Annotated in this window: 15 protein-coding genes; 10 read left to right on the forward strand and 5 right to left on the reverse strand. The window is 43.4% G+C overall.

The annotated features are described in order from the left end of the window. Nucleotides 1–1,193: 1,193 nt before the first annotated feature. Nucleotides 1,194–3,473, forward strand: a complete 2,280-nt coding sequence (locus dnm_RS22860) for a pentapeptide repeat-containing protein (protein ID WP_207679203.1) — start codon at nt 1,194–1,196, stop codon at nt 3,471–3,473. 15 nt (nt 3,474–3,488) lie between these two features. Here the strand turns inward: dnm_RS22860 and dnm_RS22865 are convergent, their stop codons facing one another. From dnm_RS22865 to dnm_RS22875, 3 genes are all read right to left on the reverse strand, one after another. Next, nucleotides 3,489–7,592, reverse strand: a complete 4,104-nt coding sequence (locus tag dnm_RS22865; RefSeq protein WP_207679204.1) for an O-linked N-acetylglucosamine transferase family protein — start codon at nt 7,590–7,592, stop codon at nt 3,489–3,491. 238 nt (nt 7,593–7,830) lie between these two features. Beyond that, nucleotides 7,831–9,051 (reverse strand): cation:proton antiporter, encoded by a 1,221-nt coding sequence (locus dnm_RS22870; protein WP_207679205.1) that lies wholly within the window; start codon nt 9,049–9,051, stop codon nt 7,831–7,833. A 39-nt stretch (nt 9,052–9,090) separates the two neighbouring features. Continuing rightward, a complete protein-coding gene (locus dnm_RS22875) occupies nt 9,091–10,185 on the reverse strand; it encodes an AI-2E family transporter (RefSeq protein WP_207679206.1) in 1,095 nt (364 codons plus the stop codon). Nucleotides 10,186–11,163: 978 nt separating this feature from the next. Between dnm_RS22875 and dnm_RS22880 the strand changes: the two genes are divergently transcribed. The 6 genes from dnm_RS22880 (at nt 11,164) to dnm_RS22905 (ending at nt 21,482) form a co-directional block, all read left to right on the forward strand. After that, nucleotides 11,164–12,927, forward strand: coding sequence for a formate--tetrahydrofolate ligase (locus dnm_RS22880; RefSeq protein WP_207679207.1), 1,764 nt, complete (start codon nt 11,164–11,166; stop codon nt 12,925–12,927). A gap of 801 nt (nt 12,928–13,728) precedes the next feature. Continuing rightward, entirely contained in the window at nt 13,729–15,609 is a 1,881-nt protein-coding gene (locus dnm_RS22885) for a methyl-accepting chemotaxis protein (protein ID WP_246556064.1), read from the forward strand. A gap of 503 nt (nt 15,610–16,112) precedes the next feature. Further along, complete coding sequence (locus dnm_RS22890) at nt 16,113–17,843, forward strand: methyl-accepting chemotaxis protein (RefSeq protein ID WP_207679209.1); 1,731 nt, start codon at nt 16,113–16,115, stop codon at nt 17,841–17,843. Nucleotides 17,844–18,050: 207 nt separating this feature from the next. After that, nucleotides 18,051–19,010: a tRNA dihydrouridine synthase gene (locus tag dnm_RS22895; RefSeq protein ID WP_207679210.1), complete on the forward strand. Its 960-nt coding sequence runs from the start codon at nt 18,051–18,053 to the stop codon at nt 19,008–19,010. A 614-nt stretch (nt 19,011–19,624) separates the two neighbouring features. Then, the gene (locus dnm_RS22900) at nt 19,625–20,230 is read left to right on the forward strand and encodes a hypothetical protein (protein WP_207679211.1); all 606 of its coding nucleotides are present in this window, start codon (nt 19,625–19,627) and stop codon (nt 20,228–20,230) included. Between the two features lie 334 nt (nt 20,231–20,564). Next, a complete protein-coding gene (locus dnm_RS22905; RefSeq protein WP_207679212.1) occupies nt 20,565–21,482 on the forward strand; it encodes a hypothetical protein in 918 nt (305 codons plus the stop codon). Nucleotides 21,483–21,715: 233 nt separating this feature from the next. On the opposite strand, the gene dnm_RS22910 is transcribed toward dnm_RS22905, so the two are convergent. Beyond that, on the reverse strand, nt 21,716–22,051 hold the full coding sequence (locus dnm_RS22910) for a transposase (protein ID WP_207679213.1): 336 nt from the start codon (nt 22,049–22,051) through the stop codon (nt 21,716–21,718). Between the two features lie 31 nt (nt 22,052–22,082). On the opposite strand from dnm_RS22910, the gene dnm_RS22915 reads away from it, so the two are divergent. The 3 genes from dnm_RS22915 (at nt 22,083) to dnm_RS22925 (ending at nt 25,932) form a co-directional block, all read left to right on the forward strand. Continuing rightward, nucleotides 22,083–22,394, forward strand: coding sequence for a hypothetical protein (locus tag dnm_RS22915; protein ID WP_207679214.1), 312 nt, complete (start codon nt 22,083–22,085; stop codon nt 22,392–22,394). 363 nt (nt 22,395–22,757) lie between these two features. Continuing rightward, entirely contained in the window at nt 22,758–24,509 is a 1,752-nt protein-coding gene (locus tag dnm_RS22920) for an ABC1 kinase family protein (RefSeq protein ID WP_207679215.1), read from the forward strand. 382 nt (nt 24,510–24,891) lie between these two features. Beyond that, entirely contained in the window at nt 24,892–25,932 is a 1,041-nt protein-coding gene (locus dnm_RS22925; RefSeq protein WP_207679216.1) for a response regulator, read from the forward strand. Between the two features lie 70 nt (nt 25,933–26,002). Here the strand turns inward: dnm_RS22925 and plsY are convergent, their stop codons facing one another. Further along, nucleotides 26,003–26,617, reverse strand: coding sequence for a glycerol-3-phosphate 1-O-acyltransferase PlsY (plsY, locus tag dnm_RS22930; protein WP_207679217.1), 615 nt, complete (start codon nt 26,615–26,617; stop codon nt 26,003–26,005). Nucleotides 26,618–26,660 lie beyond the last annotated feature (43 nt).

Genomic DNA, 26,660 nt, shown 5'->3' on the forward strand with positions numbered 1-26,660 from the left:
TATGAAAGCCGTTTGTGATTTGCCCCGGCTTTCATCGTTTATCGTGATCAGCAGGTCAGGTCCGTTTATAAAAAAATTCAGAATATTGTACTTTTTTTCTCGATGTTCAAGTTTTTTGTACCTGACTATATAAAAATGCCACACATACACCCCGGATAATATCCCGGATTAAAAATTGGCAACGAATTCAGTCAGTGGAAAAAACCTTGAACATCGAGTTTTTTATAAATTTCCTGATATCAAAAACTGTTACAACTGATTGAAATATTGGATTGAGATTTACAAAATAGATATGTCCCTCAATTTTTTTCTTAAAAACTAAGTTGAATATTAAATTATATTGGTTTACCATAAAAATACATGATCTGAAAATTTAGTTTTTCATGATCAGGGATAAATTTTTTTATGAAAGGGGCCAGGGGCTAGGGGGCGGGTTTCATGGTTCGTGCCCGTTTATATGAAAGTGTTAAGTGTCAGGAAAAACTGCAAAACTTTCATCGTTCGTTGTGAGCGGCAGCTCATGGCCGTTTATATGAAAGTGTCAGGTGTTAAGTGTTAAGTGTTAGGAAAAACTTCAAAACTTTCATACTTCGTTGTGACCGTCAGGACATGGCCGTTTATATGAAAGTGTCAGGTGTTAAGTGTTAAGTGTTAGGAAAAACTTCAAAACTTTCATACTTCGTTGTGACCGTCAGGACATGGCCGTTTATATGAAAGTCCGGAGTGCAAAAATAGAGCGAAGCGGTTTTTTGCAGAGACTTTCATCATTCGTTGTGGGCGGCAGCTCATGGCCGTTTATATGAAAGTGTCAGGTGTTAGGTGTTAAGTGTTAAGTGTTAGGAAAAACTGCAAAACTTTCATACTTCGTTGTGACCGGCAGATCATGGCCGTTTATATGAAAGTCATTGGTGATTTGTGATTTGCAATTTGTCTTCTGCCGCGGGTTTCATGGTGCGTTATGACCTGCCAGCCATCACAACGGACCATGAAATCCGGGGGTATATGACGAAATGTCAAAGGACAAATCACAAATCACCAATGACAAATCATAACTGACTTTCATATAAACAGATATGGCCTTCGGTCAAAACAAACAATGAAAGCCTCCCCTGGTCCATAGCCCCTGGCCCTTGGCCCCCTTTCATATAAAAAATAATCATAGCTCAAGCGGATATAATTACGAAGGAATTTTCATGGCAAAAAAAGAACACCTTGATCTCATCAAAAAAGAAGTGAGTGCCTGGAATAAGTGGAGGAAAAATAATGCTACGGAAAAGCCTGATTTGTCGAACATAAACCTTTGTCATTCAAACCTCAGCAGAGTGAACCTCAGCAAAACAAATCTCTGGGAGGCAAATTTCAGTAAGGCAAAGCTTAACGGGGCAGATTTCAGTGAAGCAGACCTTTGCTTTGCGGACTTCAGCGGGGCGCATATCAAAAATGCGAACTTCAGCGGGGCAAATCTCACAAATGTTGACTTCAGCGGGGCAAATCTGGCCAGGACGGATCTCAGAAGAGCGAAACTATGGGGAACAAACCTTAACAGAGCGGACCTCACGGACGCTGTTTTCGACGAAGCAGATATCAGCGAGGCGGATCTCAGTCATGCGGTTCTGACCAAAGTGAGTTTCCGGGGCACGAATTTCAGCGATGCGAAGCTGTTGAAGGTGAAGCTCAGTCATACTGACTTTAGCCATGCAATTTTCAACCATACGGACTTCACCGAGAGTATTGTGGAATGGAGTACTTTTGCCAATGTTGATCTCAGTAAGATAAAAGGACTGGATACCCTGCGGCATTACGGACCTTCGAGTATTGATATTAACACCACATATCGGTCCGGGGGGAACATCCCGGGGGTTTTTCTCCGGGGAACCGGGGTTCCGGATGATTTTATCAATTATATGGAAGTGATCACGGAACAGCCTGTCCGGTTTTATTCCTGTTTTATCAGTTACTCTGCTGAGGATCAGGCATTTGCGGAACAGTTGCATATTGATCTCTGTAACAAAGATGTCCGCTGCTGGACAGAGTGCAGAACCGAAAAAACAGCACCGAATATTTCGCATTCCATATTTCGCATTCCCCATTCGGCCCTGCTGATGGTGATTTCAGAACACTCAATTAACAGCCCGTGGATAGAACAGGAAATGCAGACATCTTTTCAGGAAGAACGCAGACATAAAAATATCATATTGTTTCCCCTGTGTCTGGACTCAGGCCTGCTGATAGACACAAAACAGACATGGGCAGCAGATATTCCCAATCTGACTGATTTCTCTCACTGGAAAGAGACCCATGCATATCAGAAAGTATTTGACCAGATGTTTCACGATATTTGTGCTGCTTTTCCGGAAAAAGAAACCAAGGGCGTTAGTAACTTCAATAAACATCAGCCATTTTTCACATCTGATACAGAAATGAGGAGCATAAATTTCCCCCAGCCTCCGGATCAAATTAAATATAAAATTATCGGAGATAACGGCTGTCCGCTTTATAATCTTGAGGATGAATTAATATTATCAGAAAAATCCCTTTTATTTCCTCGTGACAAAGCTGCCTGTCTTATACTTCTCGAAGATATCATGAAAGTTCATATGAAATATGAAAAAATGGGCAGCCGTACTGGATACACGTTCAAATGCAGCGGATGTACGGGAATGATCCGATTAAAATATCAAAAGGAAAAGCCTGTCCCTGTGTCCTTGGATAAAATCGGAGACGATGAAGATGCCATGGTCAGCTTGTTGGCGACGTTCCCAATGTTTCAAAGCCTTCATGACAGGGATATCAAATACATTGTCTCTTTTCTGCATCGCAAACGATTTACCACAGGGGATGTTGTTATAAGACAAGGGGATCCAGGGAGAAATTTGTACATTGTTGTGTCCGGAAGAATCGAAGTTTTAGGCGAGGCAGGCATAAGTATTGCTTTTATGGGAAGCGGGGAAGTTTTTGGCGAGATGAGCCTTCTCAGCGGTAATCCTGTCGGTGCCACGATAAAAGTTTTGGAACCTGTGACTGTTTTATATCTGAATGGCAGAGATTTTAAGAAAATTTTAAATGAATATCCTTCTCTCCAAATGTACTTCACTCGTCTGCTTGCGGCGAGGATGGCTGAAATAAATCTTGCAAGATCAGAGGAATTTTCTTCCGGAATGGTGGGAATGCTTTCTGAAATGCCGCCTTCGGAGCTGCTTCAGACATTGAATGTAAACCAGAAAACCGGCGTATTAAGCTTACAGTTGTCTAAAGGAAACGCGCTACTTTCCTTCAGAGAGGGACAGCTTGTACGAGTTGAATATAATAACAAAGAGGACAAAGAAGCCTTTTATGAGATATTGAGAGAAAAGGAGGGCAGATTTAAATTTACCCCGGGTCTGCCTTTGAAGGACATACAAGCTGAGGAAATGGAAGATTTCATGTGGCTTTTAATGGAGGGAATGAGAAGAATAGATGAAAAAGATTATTAAAAAAAACAGAGCGTATCATATTGTCTCATTCAGAGGTTCCAGATATTTTTCGTAATTTTTCCATCGCCCCACGGACCGTGTATAGACAGGCTCCCGAACCTGCTGATAACTGGCAGTGATAACCGACCGTTCTGACTTGTGAAAATCCATACACCGCTCATCCCAGTCAAGTCCGAGATATGCCACCATCTCCCGGGTCATGGCTTCTTGGCTGAGAACCAGTTCTTCATACCGCACCTCCAGCATATGGACGCCGAAGACATCCCGCCAATGTCGCATCATTCGCTTATACTGATTGTAATACGCGGCAATATTCTTCAAATCAAATGCATAGTCATGGCTGCCCAGAAAATTCTGGAAATAGACCGACAAACCAACATCCCTGGGATCCCTTACACAGTGAATAATCTTTGCTTTGGGAAAGAGCTGGGAGATCAGTCCGATATAGAGGAAATTTTGCGGCATTTTATTTGTCACCCGAAGCGAATTATCTGAAAGCTTTTTTAATTTTTCCAAATAGTGATTTGCAAATCCGTCAAGAACGTCACCTGATATTGATCTCAGATGTTCCGGATGAGGCATTTCGCTGTTTGGCGAGAGATGAACGCGGTGTGCGATGCTTCCGATATCAGTCAGTTCGCCTGCTCCGAAAACCTGAGGATGACTCGCGAGAATCTGCTCCGTCAATGTGGTTCCTGAACGCGGCATCCCCAGAATAAATACCGGCATTTCCGAGTCATTGCCTGCTTTCGGCAGAAGCGTTTTCTGCTTCGGATCATAGAGTGAAATCATCCGGGTGATGTACGCTTCGTGCTGTCCGGAATCAAAAGGCCATTGTTTTAGTTCGTTGCCCTGGCGATAGTGACGGAATGCGGCATCATACTCGCCAAGATCATCATAGAGCTTCCCGAGGTTGAAATGGATCTGACATTTTTCGCCAAAACCGATTCTGCCATGGGCCAGAATCTCCTCCAGCAGATCAACAGCCTCAGAACGATGATTAAAACGGCCGGCCAGCTGCGCGTAAGCTATGATGAGAACGACATCCCTTGACCCGGATCGGATCAGAGGCAGAAGACATTGATGCGCCCTGTCAAACTCTCCTTTTTTCATAAACACACCTGCCTGCCCGGCAACGGCATTTGAAAAATTCGGCGTGATATCCAATGCCTTCCGGTAGTACTTCATGGCATCATCCAATAAATTCTGGGCAGACAGAACATTTCCCAGATAACAGTGCGTTTCCGCATGGTCTTTTTTGAGTTCCAGCGATTTTTGGAAGCATGAGCGCGCGTGATCCAAATTACCCTGGTTTTGAAATGCTTTTCCCATATTGTTGTATGCTTCAAAATAATCCGGCTTTAACTGCACGGCCCGTTGAAAACATGAGACCGCTTTATTGGTATTGCTCATCACACCGAAAACATTCCCCATGTTATTATGTGTATCAGGGTTGTCCGGCCTGATTTTCAGGGACCTTCGAAAACATGAGATTGCATCATTGAATTTGCCCTGAGCCTGAAATACGCTCCCCATGTTATTATATGCTTCAACCAGATCCGGTTTCATTTCCAACGCTTTTCTGTAGCATGAAAGTGAGTTGTCCAATTTCCCCTGTTTTTCAAAAGCGCTCCCCATGTTTGTATAAGCTTCAAAATAATCCGGCTTTAACCGAACCGCGTTCTGAAAACATGAGACAGCATCATTGAATTTGCCCTGAGCCTGAAATACGCAGCCAAGATTAAAATGATAATATGGCTCATCAGGATAAATGCGGACAGCCCTCCGGATCAGCTCCGCGGCCCTGTCATTCTGACCCGTCTGATGTGAGAGGACACCCAGAAAATGAAGAGAACCCGAATGATCAGGATCCGTCTCAAGAATTTTTTTATAAATCTCTTCGGCCTCCTGCAATCTCCCGGCCTGATGAAACTGAACCGCTTTTTTGAAACTTGAAACTTGAAACTTGAAACTTGAAACTTGGGGCTTGGGGCTTGGGGCTTGGGGCTTGGGGCCAGAGTTCCGGCTTCCGAGTTCCGAGTTCCGAGTTCCGAGTTTCAAGTTTCGAGTTCCGAGTTTCGAGTTTCGAGTTTCGAGTTTCGAGTTTCGAGTTTCGAGTTTCAAGTTTCGAGTTTCAAGTTTCAAGTTTCGAGTTTCAAGTTTCGAGTTTCGAGTTTCAAGTTTCAAGTTTCGAGTTTCAAGTTTCAAGTTTCGAGTTTCGAGTTTCCACATTTCTTTGTATGCTTTTTCCAAATTTCTGGTAAACCGAGGGGTATCAAAAAGCGGTTCGGTCAGACGGTTTTTTTCAAGCTTCAGTCGTATGGCTTGCAGTTCATCGGGATTGTTTGCCAATCTTACGGCAAGACGCTCATATGTTTTCGGATCATAAGTAATCAGTTCAGGCAATCCGATAGCTGTCAGAAGACTTGAGGACACACGGGAGGCAAAATGACTGCCCTGCAGTGTGATCACCGGAACACCTGCCCACAAAGCATCACTGGTGGTTGTATGCCCGTTATAAATCCGGGTGTCCAGCCCCAGGTCCGCGAGCTTATGACGCGCCAGATGCTCATCTTTGGGCAGCATTTTGGCAAAAACGAGCCTGGCAGGATTCACGCCCCTTGCTTTGGTTTCCTGTATTATATTTTTTTCAGCAGTTTCGTTTCCCAAAAGCAGCCATAAAATACTTTTCGGAACCTGCTGAAGAATTCTCATCCAGATGTCAAACATCAGTGGTTCAATTTTATAAGGCCGGTTAAACGAGCAGAACACAAATCCCTCGTCAGGCAATCCCAAATCCGCTTTTTTCCATTTTTTATCTGAAATTTTCTGGTTTCCGTCATTGACCTGATAGCAGTTTGGCAGATAAGCGAATTTTTCACTGTAAAAACCAGACTGATTCTCAGGTGTCACAATGCGGTCCGTGAGAATGTAATCGAAAAAATCCGCTCCTGTTGTGCCGGGAAAACCAAGATAGCTGACCTGGACAGGCGCGGGACGGAGGGCAGGTATCTCCAATCTGTTGCCCCATGTGTATCCTTTCAGATCAACGAGAATATCAACACCATCTTTATAAATGCACTTTGCCGCGTCAACATGGCTCAGATCATACAAATCAACAAATTTATCACAATCCGCCTGAATTCGCCTTCGGTAATAACTCCCGTCATCCTTTCCGTAGGAGTAGCAGAATACCTCAAACTCCTCCCGGTTATGCAATCGAAATAAGCCGAGCATGAGATGGGCCGTGGCATGATTATGAAAATCTTTTGACAGATAACCGAGAACAATCTTTGAGGAACCCTTCTTTTTCCTCTTCTCAGACGAAAATTTAACCTTCAGGTCTGAGATGAATTTTGAAATATTATCGCTGTGTGATTTGGCAACTGCGAAATTCAATGCAGGATCAGCATGTCTTGTCAGATTTACAAAAGGGTCTTCATCTGTTTTTATTCCTCTGTTCAGGGATAGTTTTGTCAGGTTGTCAACCTTGACTCCCAGGTCTCTGAAATCCTCCCACGCGCAAATCTGTTGAAGCTGGAAAAAAAGATTATTGCAAGCTGACCCCATATCCGGTTTTAATCCCAAGGCTTTTTTATAACACCATATGGCTTTGTCCGGCCTGCCCAGGTCTTTGACAATATTCCCCATGTTGTTGTAAGCAATCGCAAAATCCGGTTTGATATCCAATGCTTTCTGATAGCAGGAAATGGCCTCCTCTGACTTTCCCTGAGCCTGGATGATATTACCAATAAAAACATAAGCTTCGGCGAAATCAGGGTTTAATTGCAATGCCTTTTGAAAGCACGAAATCGCGTCATCTGATTTCCCCTGGTTTTTTAACGCAATCCCCATGCTGTAATAAGCTTCAGGATTTGTGATTTGGGATTTGCCATTTGCCATTTGCCATTTGCCATTTGCCATTTGCCATTTGCCATTTGCCATTTGCCATTTGCCATTTGCCATTTGCGATTCACCATCGGTTTCAACATACTGAGAGGACAGCGTTTTTACATGAAAAGTCTCTGCTCCTTCGGATGGCAGCGGGTCTAAAGAAATATGTCTGACGGATTTGTCATGTCCGGATGGTGTTTCTTTTTTTATTTTGTTAAGATACATTGAATCACTTACTGAAGCAAAGTGGTTAAGTGTGGGATGTAACATTTTCAGGGATGTAAGGATGTAGGGTGGGTGAAGCGAAGCGTAACCCACCCTACATTTTTTGTATCGGGTATATTATTTATTTTGAGTTCCCTATATTTTATTTCTTGATATTTTTCAAATAAATAGTATAAAAAAAATTCCAACCATATCAACAGGAAATTTCTATGAAAATATCCTTGCCATTTCAGCCCCGTCATCTGACCAGTTTTTTAATCGTAAGTCCCTGAACCAGCACTGAGAACACCACAACCACATAAGTCATCGTGAGAATCAGTTCCCGCTGGCACTGATCCGGAAGCGACAGGGCCAGGGCAACGGAGATGCCCCCGCGAAGTCCTCCCCAGGTCATAATAATAACAGCATTCGGAGCAAAACGCCGCCATCGCCGCAGTATTCTGACCGGAACGCCCACGCTTATCAGTCTGGCCAGAAGCGCCACCGGAACCGCAATCATTCCGGCCAGCAGGTAACTCTGATTCAGGGTCAGCACAAGAACCTCCAAACCGATCAGCACATAAAGCAGGGCATTGAGAATGACATCAACCAGTTCCCAGAAGGTATCAAGATGATCTCTCGTGGTGTCGGACATGGCCAGCCGCCGCCCTTGGTTGCCGATCAGCAGTCCTGCCACCACAATGGCAATCGGTCCTGAAATATGCAAGGCCGAAGCCAGGGCATAACCACCAATGACCAATGCCAGCGTGACCATGACTTCCACTTGGTAATTATTGACGCTCCTGAGCATAAGATAAGCTGCATAGCCCGCTCCCAGGCCAAAAGCTGCCCCGCCCGCGACTTCTTTGGCAAAAAGAGCAGCCACAGATCCGAAACTCATATCAGCTTCACCAGTGGCAAATCTGAGAAGCACCAGGAACACGACAACACCGATGCCATCGTTGAAAAGGGACTCACCTGCAATTTTTGTTTCCAGCGCCTTGGGCGCGCCCGCTTTTTTCAGAATTCCCAGCACCGCGATGGGATCAGTGGGTGAGATTAACGCGCCGAACAAAAGACAGTCCACAGGTCTCAGCCCCGGTGCGATCCAGTAACTCAGTCCGTACACCGCAAGCCCCACAAGAATCGTTGACGTCATCACGCCGAAACTTGCATAAATGCCGATCTCCAATTTTTGCTCATCCAAATCATTGAGATTCACATGCAGGGCACCTGCAAACAAAAGCAATCCGAGCATCTCTTCTAGCAGTACCCGCGTAAAGTCAATACTGCCGATCAGATAATCCGCATAAATCCGTACCGGCAGATCAAACTGCTCCATGATGATCAGCCCCAGGGAAGCCAGCAGTGATATCAGCATCAGGCCAATGGACATTGGCATCTTAATAAAATGATGATTCACATAGGCAAATCCTGCGGCAAGGGTGATCAGAACAGCGATTGCATTAAACGTTTCCACATGAGGCTCCTTTTGTAAAATTTTGTTCGCAAATTCTTATCAGTCTTCTGTGGGTATTATTTGCTCCTTTGTCAGCCAGGCTTTGACCACAGCATGAGACAGTGAGGCCAGAGGTATGGCAAAAAACAATCCCCAAAGTCCCCAAAGTCCCCCGAACACCAGGATTGCAATGATGATTGCCACCGGATGGAGATTCACTGCGCCGGAAAACAGCAGGGGGACCAGCAGATTCCCGTCCAATGCCTGTATGATGCCCAGGGCAACCATTATATAAGCAAAATCCGCGCCCCATCCCCATTGAAAGTAAGCGACCAGCGCCACAGGTAAGAACATGACTGTCGCGCCGATATAGGGAACAATGACGGACAACCCCACAAATAATGATAACAGCATGGTAAAATCCAGTTCAAACAACCTGAAGGTGAAATAGGTCACACCCCATACAATAAGGATCTCCCATATCTTACCGCGCACATAATTTCCAGTCTGCTTGTTCACCTCGTTCCAGACTTCGGTTGCCAGGCCCCGATCTTTGGGAAGAAAACCTGCCACCCACTCCAGAATATCTTTCTTGTCTTTCAGAAAAAAGAAGATCATCAGGGGAACAAGAATTGAATATACCAGAAACGTGATGATACTCTTCACAGAAGCCAGGGAAAAGGAAAAAATTCCCTGAACCACTTTGGTGAGCTTTGATTTTACCAAACCGGTGAGTTCCGAGCTTAAAGAATTCACAATTTCTTCCAGTTCCTGCCTGGAAATAAACCCCGGATATCTTTCAGGGAGGTTCATGACCAGTTTCTGGCCTTTTTCAATCATTGAAGGCAGTTTCTGAACCAGATCACCGATCTGCTCTGACAGCAGCGGAAGCAGTCCGATAATCATGACCACAATACAGGCCATGAAACATAAGAACACCACTATCACAGCAGCCAGCCGCGGCATTCTGAAACGCTGGAGCCTGGATACCATTCCTTCGAGCAGATACGCGATGACAACACTTATAAACACCGGGGCCAGCATATCCCCCATAATAAATATAAGCACAAATCCGAGAGAAAGCAGAAAACCCAGGATAATCACCTGGGGATCGGCAAAATACTGATTTAACCAACTACGGAAAAGTTTGAGCATGATATTACCTCATAGCAACGGACAAAAGTTTTTCCGGTATCAAAAAGCTGAGAGGTTTTCAAAACCTCTCAACTCTGAATTTATTTTACCGTGAAAATACGTTTTGAAAAGTCGTTTTTTTATCTGTCAATATTTTCGTGACCGGGGGCGAAAAACCCGGGTTTTTCATGAGCGTTTATTTCAAAAGCATTGAATACATTTTGAAAACCCGGGTTTTTTATCTGTCAATATTTTCGTGACCAGGGGCGAAAAACCCGGGTTTTTCATGAGCGTTTATTTCAAAAGCATTGAATACATTTTGAAAAGTCGTTTTTTTATCTGTCAATATTTTCGTGACCGGGGGCGAAAAACCCGGGTTTTTCATGAGCGTTTATTTCAAAAGCATTGAATACATTTTGAAAAGTCGTTTTTTTATCTGTCAATATTTTCGTGACCGGGGGCGAAAAACCCGGCTTTTTCATGAGCGTTTATTTCAAAAGCATTGAATACATTTTGAAAAGCCGGTTTTTTTTATTTGTCAATATTTTCGTGACCGGGGGCGAAAAACCCGACTTTTTCATGAGCGTTTATTCAAAAGCATTGATTGAAAATGCTCCCGCCATGGTGACAAATCCGGTGAAGCTTGTTCGGATTTGCCCGTCCGAATCAGGATATAACAGATATATTTTTCATTGTTTTTCAATCTGCTGACTTCAAGTTCCGGTCTTTGATACGACGCCTGATCTGAAAAATAAAGAATATAATACAATTTTAGCATTTTTTTTCAAGAGATAAGCGTTGCTTGCACAAAAATATGATAACGATCACTTATTTCTTGCCAAATCATATTTCACATGATACAGAATCTTTTTTCAGGTTACAGAAAAAAATAACAAGCAAATAGGTCCTTGATTTGAAAGGACTTATTCAACAAAAAAGCAGAGGACGTGGTTTTTGTATTATTAACAATATATTAATACTTAAAGGAGAATTAAATCAATGTCTTACAACGCAGTAGAAATGGCCGACTGGCAGATTTCCGAAGAGGCTGAAAAAAATATGCCCACCCCCGAGCAATGGGTGGACAAACTGGGTCTTGAAAAAGATGAAATCCTTCCCATGGGCAGGCTGGCCAAACTTGATTTTCTGAAAATCATTGATCGTCTCAAAGACAAACCCGATGGAAAATATATTGAAGTTACCGCTATCACCCCCACGCCCCTGGGCGAAGGCAAAAGCACCACCTCATGCGGTCTGATGGAAGGTCTCGGCAAACGAGGCAAGAATGTCGGCGGTGCCCTGCGTCAGCCTTCCGGCGGCCCCACCATGAACGTCAAGGGAACTGCAGCCGGCGGCGGAAACTCCCTGCTGATCCCCATGACTGAGTTCTCCCTGGGTCTCACCGGTGACATCAATGATATTATGAACGCTCACAACCTCGCTATGGTCGCGATGACCTCCCGTATGCAGCATGAGCGGAACTATAATGATGAGCAGTTGCAGAGACTGACAGGCATGCGCCGTCTGGATATTGATCCCACCCGCGTGGAAATGGGCTGGATCATGGACTTCTGTGCCCAGGCACTGAGAAATATTGTTATTGGTATGGGCGGCCGTTTTGATGGTTTCACCATGCAGTCCAAGTTCGGTATTGCTGTGGGTTCCGAATGTATGGCCATTCTTGCTGTTATCCGGAATTTGGCGGACCTGAAAGAACGTCTGAACAACATCACCGTTGCCTTTGACAAGAGCGGCAAACCTGTAACCACCGGTGATCTGGAAGTGGGTAACGCCATGACCGCTTTCATGCGTAACACCATCAACCCGACAATGATGTGTACTGCTGAATACAATCCCTGTATGGTACATGCGGGACCGTTTGCCAATATCGCTGTGGGCCAGTCCTCCATCATCGCTGACCGCGTGGGTCTGAAACTGTTTGATTATCATGTCACCGAGTCCGGATTTGCGGCTGACATCGGTTTTGAAAAATTCTGGAATGTGAAATGCCGTTTCAGCGGACTGAAACCCCATGTTTCCGTTCTGACCTCCACCATTCGCGCCCTCAAAATGCACGGCGGCGGCCCCAAGGTCGTTCCCGGAAAGGCCCTCCCCGAAGAATACACCAAAGAAAACATTGCGTTGGTGGAAAAGGGCTGCGAGAACATGGTTCACATGATCGGCGTGATCCGTAAAGCCGGTATCAACCCGGTTGTCTGCATCAACCGTTTCTACACTGATACAGATGAAGAATGTGCTGTTGTCCGTAAAGCTGCTGAGGCGGCAGGCGCACGCTGTGCCGAGTCCAAACATTGGGAACTGGGCGGCGACGGCGCATTGGAATTTGCTGATGCTGTTATTGATGCATGTAATGAAGAAAATGATTTCAAATTCCTGTATCCGCTGGAAATGAAACTGCGCGACCGCGTGGAACTCATTGCCAAAGAGGTTTACGGTGCTGACGGTGTGGCATGGCAGCCCGAAGCCGAGGCCAAAGCCAAGATGCTGGAAAATGATCCGAAATATGCAGACTTTGCAACCATGATGGTGAAGACCCATCTGAGCCTGACCCATGATCCGACACTGAAGGGCGTTCCCAAGGGCTGGACGCTGCCGATCCGTGACGTGCTGATCTATTCCGGCGCAAAATTCCTGTGTCCCTGTGCAGGTGCCATCAGTCTGATGCCTGGAACCGGCTCCAACCCCGCATTCAGAAGAATTGATGTGGATACTGAGACAGGTAAGGTCAGCGGATTGTTCTAAGTAAATATGGAAACCGGGTTTTTTTAAAATCTGATTTCTTATGTTGTTTTATCACAGGGCCTGAGCATATTGATCAGGCCCTGTTTTTTTTGCTTTTTAAAATTGCGATTCCTCCCTGTGCCCCGATGTTTCCGGGCGCGTTTCCAAAAAACAGCTCGAATGTCCAAGCACCCGCGTTTCGAATTCATATAGCCTGGGATAATGTCCCATTCCCATCATATTTGGATTATAACTTATTGTTTTATTGGAATAATAGTAGATTGAGAACAGAAAGCACCGCTCGTTGAGCCTGTCGAAACTTTGCAAGACAGAGACTGCAACCCTGTCCGAGATATTCGGTGCTGTAAATTTTCCTGTGATGACACTGACTTTCAATCTTAACTTATTAATTTTATTTGATACAAAAAAATATTTTTTCCTGTATCACAGAAACGTTCACAAATTAAATTTTTTTGAAGCTACTGAATTTCTTGTCTGGTATTCTCGCGGTAAAACATGTATAATATATTTATTTTTTTTACTTTGTAGAGACAGTGACTCGGTTTTGCACTATCAATTTAACGTCATAAAAATTTATTTTATTCTATTTTAACTTAATGACAGCGAAGCTCCGGCTTGTGAACACACTGACGCACAAAGCCTTCTGCTTTTGCATGACTTGGGATTCTTATGAAACTCGGATGTTATAACACAAGCCAAAATTTTTCGATCTGCTGCCAGTAAATTTTTTCCAAGTTCCTTATGCCGGAATCATGTTGGGCCTTAAAGAATTTCTCGATTCAGAAAAGGAAAAATACAAAAATGACAATTGCAAAGAAGTTAGGACTAAATTCTTTTGTTTATATTATGCTGTTTGTTATTATGAGTATAATAATCTCCAGGTATAATGACGATGTTACCCGCAATGCCATTGGTATTGAAAAAGATGATCTTCCGGGGGCCATATACTCTCTTGCAATGCTTAAACAAGTCGGAGACATGAATTCGAATCTTCTTGAGTATCTGCTGGGGGAAGCAGATGAAAGGAAAGAATTTGATGAAAACCATAAACAGTTCAAAGCATTTTTTGATAAGATCAGACCGTTGGAAACATCTGCTGAAGCCATTAAACGAATAAATGAAATTGAACAGCTTGTATCAAGCTATGTGAGTGTTGCCAGAGACAAAGTGTTCGGCAAATACGATCCTGAAACAGAGAAGTGGGCCAGAACCCGCATGGATATTATTGAAAATGAATATGGTCATACACTTGAAAAAATTCTGGACCAGTCAAAAGAAGAGGACCTTCGTGATTCTCAAAAAACCACTGACCTTGAAGAAGCAATGAATGATGATCTTCCGGGGGTTCGATATTATCTGGAACTGATTGACGAAGCCGGAGATATGTTGGAAAATATTGTAAGGTATGTTGACGGAAAAGCCGAAGAAAAAGAAGATTTTGTATCAAACACCAAATCTTTCGCAGTTTATCTGAGCAAACTCAGACCCCTGGAACAAAAGAAAAATGAAGTTGCCTCACTGAACAAAGTTGAGGAGTTATATCTGAAAATAAAAGAAGAAGGCGAAGAAATATTTCGGAGATATGATCCTCAGAACAAAGTTGCCGCAATTGCTGCCATTGACAGAATGGAACGTGATTATTTCGCCAGAATGGAAAGTATTTTAGAGGAGATTGTTGCAAAAGAGCAAAAGGACGCGGGCAGGGAAATCACCATCCTGATCTCAGATTTGGAAACGATAGGAGATATATTGCTTATCATATTGGCCATTGTAATCGTTGTCGGCGGAGGAGCGGCGTTTCTTATTACCCGTGGAATAATGAAGCAGATAAACAGCATAACAGTGGCAACAGATAACATTAATTCTGTTTCTGTGCAACTGTCCCAGGGAGCAAATGAACAAGCGGCTTCGGCAGAAGAAGTCTCTTCATCCATGGAACAGATGAGTTCTAACATCAGCCAGAACGCGGAAAATGCCCGGCAGACCGAAACAATTGCATTAAAATCTGCTGAGGATGCTCGTGAAGGAGGAAAAGCAGTAGAAAAAACTGTGACAGCCATGAGAGAAATTTCTGAAAAAATTTCGATTATCGAGGAGATTGCCCGCCAGACAAATCTTTTAGCGTTGAACGCCGCGATTGAGGCAGCCAGAGCCGGAGAACATGGTAAAAGTTTTGCCGTGGTCGCGTCCGAGGTTCGCAGGCTGGCCGAACGGAGCCAGAAAGCAGCCAATCAAATCAACAAGCTCTCAAAATCCAGTATGGCGATTGCTGAAAATGCGGGCGCAATGCTGCTCAGGCTTGTCCCGGATATTCAGAAAACAGCCGAGCTGGTTCAGGAAATCAGCACTGCAAGCAATGAACAGAGCAATGGTGCTGAACAGATCAACAAGGCGATTCAGGAATTAGACCTGATTATCCAGGGAAACGCCAGTGTTTCCGAAGAAATGTCTGCTCAGGCAGAGGAATTGCAAAAAACCATAGAATTTTTCGGAGGGAATACTATCAGAGGAGAAAAAAAATCGTGGATCGCATATACAGGAAATTGGGATCATGATAAAAAAACAAAGCAAACTTTGCCACCCAGTATAAAACGGCCAGAGAGATTTTCTGAATATGTTATCAATATGGGCAATAAAGAAAATAAGGGCGTTACCTCAGATGACGAATTTGAGAAATATTGATCACTCGATGTTCAAGTTTTTTGACCCGGTTCGACTAAAAACCCTGTCATTCCTGCGAAAGCAGGAATCCATTCTGGGCAGAGGCCACGCTTCCGGAAGCAGTGGATTCCTGCTTTCGCAGGAATGACAGAAAAAAACTTGAACATCGAGTGATCAGAAGAAAGTGCGCGGAGACAAAGTGGAAAACCCCTCGTGTTTTATTGGGATAGGTTGTCGAGACCGGGCCGTGCTAATTCACCTAATATCAAACGAATTATCTGTTTATTTTGGCTGCGAGTTATACCAATAAGCATCTTTTCGGGAGCTAAAAAGCGACATGGAGAAAACATATGCCAGGGCTTCCCAGCTTTGTAAGGAAACAGAATTCTATAACGTCAGTTCTGATGCTGAAAAATGTGATATAGCCCCTGAAAACGTTTAAAATTAGATATTTTCAACTGATTTTTCAATTGGTTAATGTGGCCCAATCCCATGACCTCCAAATAAAATTAAGGAGAAAAAAAATGAAATTAAGAAACAAACTTATCACAGCTTTTTCTGTTATTCTTATTTTTACTTCTGTTTTGGGTATCTTTTCAATTTATCAATTAAACAAGGTAAATCAAAAATCAACGGAATTAGCTGTAAACTGGATGCCAAGTATTGAGTCCATTTTGTATCTTAACATGCTGACATCTGATTACCGTCTCACAGAATTCGAACATGTACTTTCTACAGATGAAAATGAGATGGGAAGGGCTGAGGAAAAAGGGAAAAATGTTATAAAAAAAATTTCTGAAATAAGAAGCAAGTATAACAACCTCATATCCTCTGATGATGAACAGCGGCTCTATGACCAGTTTTCAGATTTGTGGAATGAATATAAAATTTATCATGAAGAATTGGTACAAATTTCAAAAAAAAATCAGTTTGAAGAGGCAATGGATCATCTTAGGAAAAGCCAGAAAAAATTTGACGAATTCAGTGAAATACTCATGGAACTGGTTGAAATGAACAGTGAATCCGGTAAACAGGCAAGTGAGGACGGAGATATACAATATTCATTTTCCCGTAATGTTCTCATAATAACACTTCTGTTAGTCATTGCGGCGGGCATTGCTCTTGCTCTTTTTATCACCAGCAGTATTATAAAACAATTGGGAAGAGAACCGGCAGAAGTTGTAAAAATCGTTGATAAAATTGGGAACGGAGAAATTTTCACCAAATTTGACATAAAAAAATCAAATGAACATGAAAGCAGCATATATCGTATTATGGAGAAAATGACTGAGAGGCTTCAGGATGTTGTTATCAATATTCGTGAAGTATCAGGCAATGTCGCAAATGCGAGTAAAAAACTCAATGATGCTGTGAAAAATCTTAATGAGGGAACAAATGATCAGGCAGCCAGTACTGAGGAAATATCAGCGTCAATGGAAGAACTTGTTTCCACTGTTCAGCAAAACAGCTATAACGCCTCTAAATCAGATAAAATTGCACAAAAAGTAGTCAAAGACGCATTAAAAGGCGGAGAGTCGGTTAAAAAAACAGCAGAGGCGATGAGGAATATCGCTGAAAATATTTCAATTATAGATGAGATATCAAGAAATACTGACCTTCTTGCTCTTAATGCAGCTATTGAAGCTGCCCGTGCAGGAGAACACGGGAAGGGATTCGCTGTTGTCGCCTCCGAAGTCAGAAAACTGGCGATAAACAGCCGGAAAGCAGCAGCATCAATAATGAAAACCGCTCAGAAGTCAGTAAGTATTGCTGAAGAATCAGGAGAACTTATTGCCGCGATAATACCGGATATTAAAAAAACAGCTGATTTATTTCAAAGTGTTGCATCTGCGAGTGAGGAACAGGCAAGCGGTGCTGAACAGATTAGTAAAACAATCGCTCAACTTGACTGGGTTATTCAGAGTAATATTTCTTCAAGCGATGAAATGAGCAATACTGCAAAATTGCTTTCAGAGGAAGCTCAGAGATTACAGGAAGCGATTGCCTTTTTTAAATCAGATGATGATAATGCGGAAAAAGGAGAACTTGGGAATAAGATACAGATGATTATTGATTTTTTTCAAATTAAAGATAAAGCCAGTTTTGATTTTGAAAAAACAGTGGACTTTATCAAAAAGACAAAGAATGAAAAATCTTCTGATGGCAGTGAGGAAAAAATCATGCCGGTTCCTGATGTTAAAGATAATGAGTTCGAGGTTTATTCAGATGAAGAAGTGAAGCTGCCCCATAAATAGCGGATTATGCGTTTTGAGGAGATGGCTACGCTGACTACAAAATAAGGTGCTGAAAAATGCGATATGGCCCCTGGAAACGCTTAAAATCAGATAAATTTTAATTATTTTTCCATTGGTTAGTGTAGCCTAGCCCCATCGGTCCGAAGATGTGGAACAAAGTTGTAATTTGTTCTTAAATTCTAAAAATTGAGATTGTTATAATTCAATATGATTCCGAAACTTTATCTGGCCCCTATTCGGGGAATCACCGATGTCTTTTACAGAAATGCCTTTTCAAAATACTTTGACGGTTTTGACATTGCCGTCTCGCCGTTCATCACCACCCAGCATGGAAAGTGCATCAGACCCTCTCAGACCCGGGAGCTTTTGCCTGAAAACAATTCCGGAATGCCCGTAATTCCTCAGATTCTCAGCAACGACCCGGATGCTTTCATCATTCTTGCCAAATATCTTTATGACATGGGCTATGAAACCATCAACTGGAATCTGGGGTGTCCCTTTCCCATGGTGGCAAACAAACAGCGGGGATCCGGAATGCTGCCTTTTCCTGACAAAATTGATGCGTTTTTGGAAAAAACCCTTTTGGCCATTCCAAACACCCTTTCCGTCAAAACCCGACTGGGCCGAAATGATGTGAATGAGATATTTCAGCTAATGCCGATCTTCAACCGTTATCCCCTCACAGAGATCATCATTCATCCGAGAACCGGCCGGCAGATGTACGAAGGAGCGACAGACCTGAAAACCTTTGAGACATGCCTCGGTTTGTCCCGGCACCCTGTGGTGTATAACGGAGACATCACAGACCTTGACACATTTCAGGCACTATCCGGGCGTTTCAAAAATGTGAGGCGATGGATGATTGGCCGGGGTGCGCTGGCAAACCCGTTTCTGCCCGCGATAATAAAGAAAGGCAAGGATGTCTTTCCCGATAAAATGAAACAGATGAAATGTTTTCATGATGAGCTGTTCCGTGAATATCAGAAGGTTCTGAGCGGGCCTGCCCATCTTCTGGATAAAATGAAAGGACATTGGAAATATTTTGCATCGGCCTTTGAAAACAGCAGGAATGTTCGGAAGAAGATACATAAGACAAACAGGCTGGAGCGATATGAAAAAATGGTGGCTCGTTTTTTTAAAGAACAAAACAACAGGGATTTCACATAAGAAAAGCGTTTTTCTGGGAAACATCCTCTTCTTGAGACGCTTTTTCAGCCCGAGGATGAAAAGAAATTGTATTTTCATCTGATTTATAGTACTCGATGTTCAAGTTTTTTTCTGTCATTCCTGCGAAAGCAGGAATCCACTGCTCCCGGAAGCGTGGCACCGCTCCGAAATGGATTCGTGCTTTCGCAGGAATGACAGGCTTTTTGTCCAAACCGGGTCAGAAAACTTGAACATCGAGTAGTAGGTAAACCAATTAAGGTTCTGATGCTGTCCCACATATCTTTTGCGATGGCTATGTGGCTATGCTGACGGTATTGGCCATGGAGCGCAATTTATGCCAGTGAACAGCATATCACTCGATGTTCAAGTTTTTTGACCCGGTTCGACTAAAAACCCTGTCATTCTTGCGAAAGCAGGAATCCATTTTGGGCAGAGGCCACGCTTCCGGAAGCAGTGGATTCCTGCTTTCGCAGGAATGACAGAAAAAACTTGAACATCGAGATATCAGGGTTTGAGAAGAAAATAGCTAACCATTGTAGCGAAGGGCGGGACAGAACTTTTTTTGAAATTATTCGAAAAATTCCCGGCACCGCTCAGTTTTGGAGATATTTAAAATGAAATTTTTGTTACCAATCTTTCTACTTTTATGTGTAACTGTTGCGGCTGAATCTCCGAAGTGGAACCTTACACAAACAGACAGGTCCGCATCTGGTAAACTCGTGGCGGAACACTACGTTAATGACTCGATATTTTACACAGAGATTTTTATACGCCCTTCCAAGGGAAATGTTAAGCCTGTTTTTCTTGTTGGGTATGATCGAAGCGCAGCAGTGTCTTTTTCTCCTGATGACAAATGGATTGCCCTTAATGATCATGCAGGCAGTAATGAAAGCCATGTTCGAGTGTTTAAGAGAGGACAGGGGGTAAAATTCATCGAACAGAAAAAAGTAAATATCACCAAAGAGGCCTGGCGATTTCTTGCCCTGCAGCATGGACGGAAACATCCGCCAGATTTTGACCACAGCTATGTATATATGGGAGAAGAATGGTTAAGTTCACGAGAAATTCTCCTCGCTCTCTTTGGATATTCTGATTCTAATGGATTTAGGTCTGTAGATCCTTACTGGTTCTGTGTATATAATGTTTATACAGGTAAATTTGCTCCTGCCCCCGGTGATATGAACCGTAACTCTGCTGTTTCTTTCACTGATGATCCATAAAAAATGCCTAACCACAGGTCAGGCTCGTGTCAAGTTAATCCGAATCGTTGGGATATGGCTCAACTTCTTGAAATTCAATGTGATAATAATTCCGAGGACACTATACTTATTTTTGCATAACTCATTATTTCTGAAGAAATAAGTACGGTGTTCCTGAAATCAGCCTTAATAGAGGAATGTAACGAAAGCTTCTTCATCACATGATGATCAGAGTTTTTAAGCTGATTCGGACAAAAAAGGCCTGTCATTCGTGTTTTCGCAGCAATGGCAAAAAAAACTTGAGAACATCGAGTAATCAGTGGACCCGGCATCAGACCTGAACAGGATTATCATTATGAATCAACTGGTCATTAAGTTAAAGGGAGAAATTCAAAGTTCAAATTTTGATGAATGGAAACATGATCTTATCACTCAAATTCAATCAATAAATACTAAGTTGACAACCGATGATGACTTTATGAGTGCCATAGAGCATGTGAAATTATTCAAGACTGCGGAAAAATTCTTAAAAGACGCAAAGCAGTCCGCAATAAATCAGGCCGCTGACATTCAAAAATTGTTCACAGCAATTGACGAAATTTCTGAAGAGGCAAGACAGGCGAGATTATCACTGGATCGTCAGATCAGGGCTCGCAAACAGGAGATAAAGGAAAAATGTATCCAATCAGGAATTGAAGCTGTGCGTGCATTCATTGATCTGAAAAGCGATGATTTTCAACTGACAGATCATTCTGTCTATCTGGACCGCGGCCGTTTTGAAACAGCAGTAAAAGGTAAATCAGCTATAAAAAGAATAAAATCCACAATCAGCAGCTTATGCGACACAATAAAATCGGAAATATCGCAAAAAGCAGCAGAAGTGACAAATAACGGAGCAAAGCTTGATGCTTTGCCTGACAGATACAAATTATTATTCCAGGATCGCAATTCACTTCTTACATTGAGCAGCCAGGAATTACATTTAACCATAGAAAAACGTATTGCCTTATTCAACGAGGAAAATGCAAAGATAAAGGCTGAAAAAGCAATTAGCGACCTTAAAAAATTTGAAAATTCTGTGCTGAATCCTGACATCGCTTTGCATTCTGAAAACCCAGAAATACCGGAAAAGCAGAAATACAGAATCATCATAGATATACTATCTACAAAAGACGCCGCAATAGAAACAGCCCGTTCTGTAAGGCAGGATTATGGCAATAATGCTTCAATATCAGGCATCAGACTTACTCGTGTTCATGATTATATTAATTAATTTCGGTCGGTTATTTATAATTATTGTTAATACAGCCAAGTGTCCGACAAACAAATCCAGAAAGTGGAACATATTTAGGAAAATCATACTTTTAGAATTCACTGTAAAAAAACTTTCTCTCAATTAAAGATGAGGTAATTTTCAGTTTATATGCCTCTGATGAAATCAAGGAACACGAGATAACGCAATTTAATCCCCGTGACAGGACGGTATATTCTGAAAACAGCCGTAATTTACGGTGCCAACTTCAGATTATCCATGACTACGCGAATTTTCTCCGCATCAGGATAAAGTTCGTCCGCCGGAAGTTTCATCATGTCGGCGAAATCCGTGTTCGTGCGCCGCTGTGTCACGACGATCCGACGCTGTTCGGCCGCGGGTTCGGCCATTATAAAGAGATTCGCATTTCCGTTCCGCTCGTATTCATAGTCGTAACACAGCGGTCTGCCAGGTGCCGCCGGAATCGGAACCGCCGTCTCGCCGATGAGCTGATACGGCTTCCCGTCGAAGCATATGCACGGACATGCCGGATTATAAGGTTCCTCATAAAGATCGGGGATATCCTCCATATGAAAGACGTATTCCGGGCTGACCGTCGGAATGCACCGATGCTTTTTCTGCCAGGGCTTCACGTCGCTGTTTTTCAGTATCAGACGGACGGTCTCCTCCTCCGATATCGAATCCGCCAGACCGGGTCAGACCACCCGGTCCGCAGGCAACCGCAAACACAATAACGACATCTCAGAAGAGGAGAACAATATCGGCCAGACCGTAGAACGCCTGCGTAAAAATTATCAGCAAATCACCTGGCAGAGAAAAACTTTATCATCAGACATAACTCATAAAGGAAGATTGAACATCGGAATCTGCAACGCTTATCTCTGCCATGATAAAGGAAAAATTGGTGCTTGACAATAGCGATCTAACTTCATAATTTACAACTGTCAAACATGAGCGGCTTTACAGGAGCATTGAGACATGCCTGATATCAGACAAGACAATCTGACATTAAATTCTGGCTCTTTGGTAATCTGCGTTAAAAACAGTATATCCTTTAATAACAGAATATTATGAATTTGTCCGGCATAGGTGCCGACGTTTTTTATAATATGTAAATTCAGTATGTTATGTCAAATATGCTTTTTGCCTTTTTAATGCGGAAAAATTTTCGCGCATTTTTAAATGCCGTAAAATATGATATCCTTCCGTTTTAATTTAATAAAAGCTTTAACAAGAATTATCGGAGAGCCTAAATTCTTTCGGACGGACTGCAAAATGAAGCGTGAACCGACGCGGGCGATTTCTTCCGCTCCAATCAAATCTGACACATCAAATATAGACTTAAAGCGATATCGCAAGGTGCGCTGGTTTTTCGCAAAAGTTTTTTTACAAGCCATTTGGTGGGACCTCATCCTCAACCGTCCGATACTTCGTGTGTTTCGCACTCCGCCGCTGCCCCGCTGGAGAGCCATTGCCCGGAATTATCGCAAACTGGCATTAGAGATGGGGGGCGTGCTGATTAAGCTGGGCCAGTTTCTCAGTATCCGCGTTGATATTCTGCCGAGCGAAGTCATCCAGGAATTAAAAGGTCTGCAAGATGAAGTTCCGCCAGAAAACTTAGAAGATATCATCGCACAAATTGAAGCGGATTTTGGGTGCCCGCTTTCCGAAATATTTGAATGGTTCTCACCCATTCCGCTGGGATCGGCTTCTCTGGCCCAGGCGCATGAGGTCCGGGTTGTCTCGGGTGAGGAACTCGTGGTCAAGGTGCTGCGTCCCAGGGTTGATGTGCTGGTGGAAACGGACCTGAAGGCAATTGTGCTGGCCTTGGGCTGGCTAAAATGTTACAAAAGTATCCGCGAGCGGGTTGATCTGGATTGGCTTGCTGAAGAATTTACACTTGTCACCCGCAGAGAATTGGATTTTGAAGCTGAGGCGCTGAACGCGGAGCGTCTTGCCGACGATTTTGCCGACGATACCGAGGTCTGTTTTCCCAAAGTGCATTGGGAGTATTGTGCGCCCCGGATTCTGGCGATGGAACATGTGGGCTATCTCAAAATCGGAGATTTGGAAGCCATTGAAGCCGCGGGAATCAGCCGTGTCAAGGTTGCTGACAAACTCTATGATGTCTATATGCGCCAGGTATTTGAAACGCATTTTGTGCATGTTGACCCCCATCCGGGGAATCTTTTTGTCAGACCTCTGCCGCATCCGGACGAAATCGAAGCCGGCATAACAGACTTCGGGCCCGGGGATGTTGTTCCTTATAAGCCGGATCGTCCTTTTCAACTCGTGTTTGTTGATTTTGGCATGTCCGTCAAGATTCCTGAACGATTACAGACATCGCTGCGAGAGTACGCCATCGGCGTGGGAACACACGATGCCCGTAAAATTGTCCAATCGCTTGTGAAGGCGGGCGCGTTGCTGGAAGGTGCGGATCTGAACCGCCTTGAACAAGCCCATGAAACATTATTCAGGCATTTGTGGGGCGTGCGTGTTGGAAAGATGCGGGATGTCGCGCTAAAAGAAGCCAGAACCTTTATAAAAGAGTATAAGGATGTCATTTATGATGAGCCTTTTCAATTTCAGGCAGACATGCTTTTTATCATGCGGGCCATTGGCATTCTTTCCGGTATGGCCGCCAACCTCTATCCGGATTTTGATGTCTGGACCAAAACAATTCCTTATGCTGAACGTTATGCAAAAGAGGAACTGCTGAAAAACGGAAACGACTGGCTCCGGGAAGCTGTGTCACTGGGACAGCTGCTGCTCACCTTGCCAGCCAGGTTGGACAGTGTTGCAAATCAGGCGGAACAGGGGAAATTAACTATACAAACCGCTTTGTCCACAGATACCCGAAAGGCCATACAGCGATTGGAACAATCTGTCAGCCGACTCGCGTGGATGGTGTTATCAGCAGGTTTGTTGGTTTCGGGCGTGAACCTGCATGTCGGCGACAAAAGTTTTAGCGGAATCTTAATCTTTTTGGCGATATTGGCCTTTTTATGGGGAATAAGGAAAAAGTGAGGGCACAACTATTCATGCACATTGTGGAAACAGGGAGGGAAAAGCTTTCGATCTGCTGATGATTTCAAAATACCTTTCTTATCCCAGATCGAAAAGCTTTTCCCCAATGCAAAACCAGAGCCAAGCTAAATTTTTTTTCCGGAGTGCAAAAATAGAGCGAAGCGGTTTTTTGCAAAACAAAGCGAAGCGGTTTTTTACACTCTATATTAAAAAAATTCCGGCAGGATGCAAAAAACCGCTTCGCTCTATTTTTGCACTCCTTTCGGATGCTTCGCTTTGTTTTTGCACTGATAAAATCGAATGAATTCAAAAAATCATAAATTTCTGTCTGACGGCCATATATTTTTAAAAACACTTCAAACAAACAAAGGTTCTTAGTATTATGAAGGATCTCGGCACTTGCAGAATTCTTATTGTGGATGACACAAAAACGAATATTGATGTACTCATTCAGGCACTTAAAAATACTTATAAACTCGGGGTGGCGCTCAACGGTCCCAAAGCCATTGAATATGTCAGAACAAACCAACCGGATCTGATTCTTCTGGATATCCTCATGCCTGAAATGGACGGTTTTGAGGTGTGTCAGAAACTCAAGACAAACCCTGACACCAGGGATATTCCCATCATTTTCATAACTGCTGTGGACAGTTCCGGTGAAAAAAGCAAAGGGTTTGAAATGGGAGCAGTGGATTACATCACCAAGCCTTTTGATATTACCGAAGTCAAGGCAAGGGTAAAAACCCACCTTTCTCTCAAAATTGCGCAGGAGGCCCTGAAAAATCAGAACGTCATCCTTGAACAGAAGGTCCGTGAGCGTACCAGAGAGCTTGAAGAGGCCCAGATTGAAATTCTCGAACGCCTGGAAAGAGCGGCTGAATATCGTGACGAAAAAACAGGCCGGCACATCAAACGCATCAGCGAATACTGCCGTCTGCTGGGCAAAGCAGCCGGACTCAGACCCGAAGAATGCAACCTTCTTTCTTTGGCAAGCACAATGCATGATTTGGGCAAAATCGGCATACCAGATACAATTCTTCTGAAACCGGATAAACTGACCCCGGAAGAGCGGATGATAATGGAGACCCATACCACCATCGGAGCAAAATTATTATCCGGCAGTGAACACAGGTTTTTGAAAGAGGCGGAAATTATTGCCCTGACGCACCATGAAAAATGGGATGGCACAGGCTATCCTCACGGACTTAAAGGTGAGGATATTCCTCTGTTCGGAAGAATGTTATGTATATGCGATGTGTTTGACGCGCTGATTTCGGAACGTCCTTATAAAAAAGCCTGGCCTTTGGAAAAGACCCTTGAGGAAATTAAAGCCGGACGCGGCACACATTTTGATCCTGAGCTTGCAGATCTTTTTGTGAGGTTAGAACCTGAGTTGAGAAAAATAGTCAATGACTTGGATTAATTCCTCTTCTGTGTTTTTTCGTGCTTGGAACTCGGGGACATCCGCATTCTTTTCAGATCGGAGGAATTTTTCATCCGGTCAGTTCTGTGCCGGACAGAATCCGTCTGATATTGTCCTTATGGCGTAAATAAATGAATAAGGTGATGATAACGGCGCATCCTGTTATTATCTCGGAATGGACAGCCTCCCATACTGCGACAGGCAGCACGGCTGCTGCTGCCAGGGAACTGACGGATACGCGGTCCTGCCAGCAGATAAACAGGATAAAGACAAGTACGGTGACAAAACATGCCATTGGCGAAATTACAAGAAAACATCCTGCCGCAGTTGCCACCCCTTTTCCGCCTTTTTTAAATTTCGTGAAAACAGGACAGAGGTGTCCTGAAAACGCAGAAAGAGATACAAGAGAGACGAAAAGTTCACCCCGCATATCATTCAGCCCTGTCATTGAAATGGCAATATATACCGGCACTGCCCCTTTTGAAATATCCCCGAGAAGGGTGAGCAATCCCAGCGTCGTGCCTGCAACGCGTCTCACATTTGTGGCACCAATGTTTCCGCTTCCTTTTTGGGTGATGTCTTGGGAAGTAAATATTCTGGTCAGGATAAGACCCCAGGGTACGGAACCGAGCAGATACGCGAACAGGGGAAGCAGAAAAAATTCCAGTATTTTTAAAAATTCCATATCATTTTATGAATTTTAATTTATTATAAAATTAAATATTTAA

The organism is Desulfonema magnum (genome assembly GCF_017377395.1).
Taxonomy (GTDB): domain Bacteria; phylum Desulfobacterota; class Desulfobacteria; order Desulfobacterales; family 4be13; genus Desulfonema_C; species Desulfonema_C magnum.

Bases quoted from the DNA above. Each gene is read 5' to 3' on its own strand.
- dnm_RS22885 (WP_246556064.1), top strand. From the start codon at position 13,729: ATGACAATTGCAAAGAAGTTAGGACTAAATTCTTTTGTTTATATTATG.
- dnm_RS22925 (WP_207679216.1), top strand. From the start codon at position 24,892: ATGAAGGATCTCGGCACTTGCAGAATTCTTATTGTGGATGACACAAAA.
- dnm_RS22905 (WP_207679212.1), top strand. From the start codon at position 20,565: ATGAATCAACTGGTCATTAAGTTAAAGGGAGAAATTCAAAGTTCAAAT.
- plsY (WP_207679217.1), bottom strand. From the start codon at position 26,617: ATGGAATTTTTAAAAATACTGGAATTTTTTCTGCTTCCCCTGTTCGCG.
- dnm_RS22860 (WP_207679203.1), top strand. From the start codon at position 1,194: ATGGCAAAAAAAGAACACCTTGATCTCATCAAAAAAGAAGTGAGTGCC.
- dnm_RS22915 (WP_207679214.1), top strand. From the start codon at position 22,083: ATGCACCGATGCTTTTTCTGCCAGGGCTTCACGTCGCTGTTTTTCAGT.
- dnm_RS22910 (WP_207679213.1), bottom strand. From the start codon at position 22,051: ATGGAGGATATCCCCGATCTTTATGAGGAACCTTATAATCCGGCATGT.
- dnm_RS22865 (WP_207679204.1), bottom strand. From the start codon at position 7,592: ATGTATCTTAACAAAATAAAAAAAGAAACACCATCCGGACATGACAAA.
- dnm_RS22875 (WP_207679206.1), bottom strand. From the start codon at position 10,185: ATGCTCAAACTTTTCCGTAGTTGGTTAAATCAGTATTTTGCCGATCCC.
- dnm_RS22880 (WP_207679207.1), top strand. From the start codon at position 11,164: ATGTCTTACAACGCAGTAGAAATGGCCGACTGGCAGATTTCCGAAGAG.
- dnm_RS22900 (WP_207679211.1), top strand. From the start codon at position 19,625: ATGAAATTTTTGTTACCAATCTTTCTACTTTTATGTGTAACTGTTGCG.
- dnm_RS22890 (WP_207679209.1), top strand. From the start codon at position 16,113: ATGAAATTAAGAAACAAACTTATCACAGCTTTTTCTGTTATTCTTATT.
- dnm_RS22920 (WP_207679215.1), top strand. From the start codon at position 22,758: ATGAAGCGTGAACCGACGCGGGCGATTTCTTCCGCTCCAATCAAATCT.
- dnm_RS22895 (WP_207679210.1), top strand. From the start codon at position 18,051: ATGATTCCGAAACTTTATCTGGCCCCTATTCGGGGAATCACCGATGTC.